Source organism: Stenotrophomonas sp. AGC87, from assembly GCF_057333975.1.
Genome location: NZ_JBHFHW010000025.1, coordinates 67,392 through 69,736, shown reverse-complemented (window position 1 = coordinate 69,736; position 2,345 = coordinate 67,392). Strand labels below are relative to the sequence as shown.

The following is a 2,345-nucleotide window of genomic DNA, read 5'->3' as shown; positions in this document are numbered from 1 at the left end:
GGCCGCGCAGGATGCCGTGCCCGCCACTGCCGCCCTGGCCCCTGCCACCGAGGCGCCACGCATCGGCGTGGTCACCATGCAGCCGGGCGAGATCTTCTTCGAACGCTTCGGGCATGACGCACTGGTCGTAGTCGATCCGGTCACCGGCGACGCCACCTCCTACAACTTCGGTTACTTCGACTCGAGCGAGTCCGATTTCATCGGCAACTTCGTGCGCGGCGACATGATGTATTACCTGGTCGCGCTGCCGCTCGGGCAGGACCTGTCGTACTACCAGGAGAGCGGCCGCGGCGCGAGCGTGCAGTGGCTGGACCTGACGCCCGCGCAGGCGCGCACCCTGGCCGCGTCACTGGCCGAGCGCGCCAAGCCCGAGAACGCGCGTTATCACTACGATTACTACACCGCCAACTGCGCCACCATGGTCCGCGATGCGATCGATGGCGCGCTCGGCGGCGGGCTGCATTCACAGCTCTCCGGGCGCTCACGCGGCAACACCTACCGCAGTGAATCGGTACGTCTGGCCTCGCCTTCGCCGTGGATGTGGCTGGGCTTCGATATCGGCCTAGGCCCGTTCGCCGACAAGCCGCTGTCGCGCTGGCAGGAAGCCTTCGTGCCGATGCGCTTGGCCGATGCGCTGCGCCAGGTGCGCAACAGCGAAGGCCGCCCGCTGGTGCAGGCCGAGCAGGAACTGCTGCCGCACCGGATCGCCCCGGAGCCGACCGAGTCCCCGCGCAGCTGGTGGCCGTGGCTGCTGTGCGGCCTGATCGCCGCTGCGGGTGTGGTTGCACTGCGCCGCCGACGCCGCCTGCTGGGGGGCCTGGCACTGCCGTTCTGGCTGTTCTGCGGCATTGGTGGCGCCCTGGTGACCTACCTGTGGGGCTTCAGTGCGCACCAGGCTGCCTGGGCCAACCGCAACCTGCTGCAGCTCTCGCCGCTGTGCCTGCTGATCGTTCCCGCTGCGATCACCCTGCTGCGCGGCCGCGCGCCGCGCGCGTGGTTCCGGATCGTGCTGTGGGCGGTCGCCGGCATGTCGCTGCTCGGCCTGGTGCTGCATTGGCTGACCTTGCAGGCGCAGTACAACCTGCAGTGGATCGTGCTGTTGCTGCCCATCCACGTGGCGCTGGCATGGGTGCTGGGCCGCCGTGACCTGCCCGTCACGGGCCGCTGACGCACGATGCCCGCCATGGATACCGTCACACCTGAAAACCCCGCCTGCGTCATCAACTGCGTTCACTACGATGACCAGGGCAAGCGCCACGACATCAGCCTGGATGCGATCAGTGATGTGATCGCCAGCGACAACGGCTTCGTCTGGGTGGGCCTGTACGAACCCGACGACAGCGTGCTGTTGAAACTGCAGGAAGAATTCGGCCTGCATTCACTGGCCATCGAAGACGCTCGCAACGCGCATCAACGGCCCAAGGTCGAGTCCTACGGCAATTCGCTGTTCGTGGTGGTGACCACCGCGCAGATGGTGGACGAGCGCATCCAGTACGGGGAGACGCATGCCTTCCTCGGGCCACGCTTCCTGGTCACGGTGCGCCATGGTGCGTCGCTGTCCTATGCTGCCCCGCGCGCCCGCGTGGAGCGCGAGCCGGAGCTGCTGCGCACGATGGGCCCGTCGTACTGCCTGTATGCGGTGCTGGATTTCGTGGTCGACAACTACCTGCCGATCACCCAGCGCTACCGTGACACGCTGGAGCTGCTGGAGAAGGACATCTTCTCCGACAACTACAAGCGCCACACCGTGGTACGCCTGTACGAGCTCAAGCGCGAACTCAACAAGATGCGCATGGCGGTCGCGCCGCTGCAGGACATGCTCTCGCAGATCAAGCGCTATCAGGGCGAGCTGGTGCCCGACGAAGTGAAGCTGTATCTGCGCGACGTGCACGACCACGCGGTGCGGATCAGCGATGTGATCGATACCCTGCGCGAGATGCTGGGCACCGCGCTGAGCGTGAACCTGTCGCTGGTGACCCTGGCCCAGGGTGAGACCGTGAAGCGCCTGGGCGCCTGGGCGGCGCTGCTGGCCGCCCCGACCTTGATCACCAGCTGGTATGGCATGAACTTCACCCACATGCCCGAGCTGGACAAGCCGTGGGCTTACCCGGCGATGATCATCGGCGTCGGTGCGGTATGCGTGGGGCTGTACCGTTTGTTCAAGCGCGCGCGCTGGTTGTAGTAGGTGTAGGTAGGCGACCGTTGGTCGCTACGGTGGTGACCGTTGCTCGCTACGGCGGGCGACCGCTGGCCACGACGGTGGGTAGTGGGGGGGGGGGGGCCGGCTCCTCCGGTGGCATGACCCTCATTTGATGCTCCCGGCCGTCCGGGGAATGGGCGTGAGC

At 66.8% G+C, this 2,345-nt stretch carries 2 protein-coding genes; both read left to right on the top strand.

What is annotated here, in order from left to right; translation table 11 throughout:
• The coding region (locus ACE026_RS09255) for a lipoprotein N-acyltransferase Lnb domain-containing protein (protein WP_486038766.1) at window positions 1–1,168 on the top strand (1,168 nt) is incomplete at its 5' end.
• Between the two features lie 15 nt (window positions 1,169–1,183).
• Complete coding sequence (locus ACE026_RS09250) at window positions 1,184–2,182, top strand: magnesium and cobalt transport protein CorA (RefSeq protein ID WP_486038765.1); 999 nt, start codon at window positions 1,184–1,186, stop codon at window positions 2,180–2,182.
• The last annotated feature ends 163 nt before the right edge of the window (window positions 2,183–2,345 follow it).

What these genes read in the sequence shown, in the direction of transcription:
- ACE026_RS09250 (WP_486038765.1), top strand. Translation starts at nt 1,184, where the DNA reads ATGGATACCGTCACACCTGAAAACCCCGCCTGCGTCATCAACTGCGTT.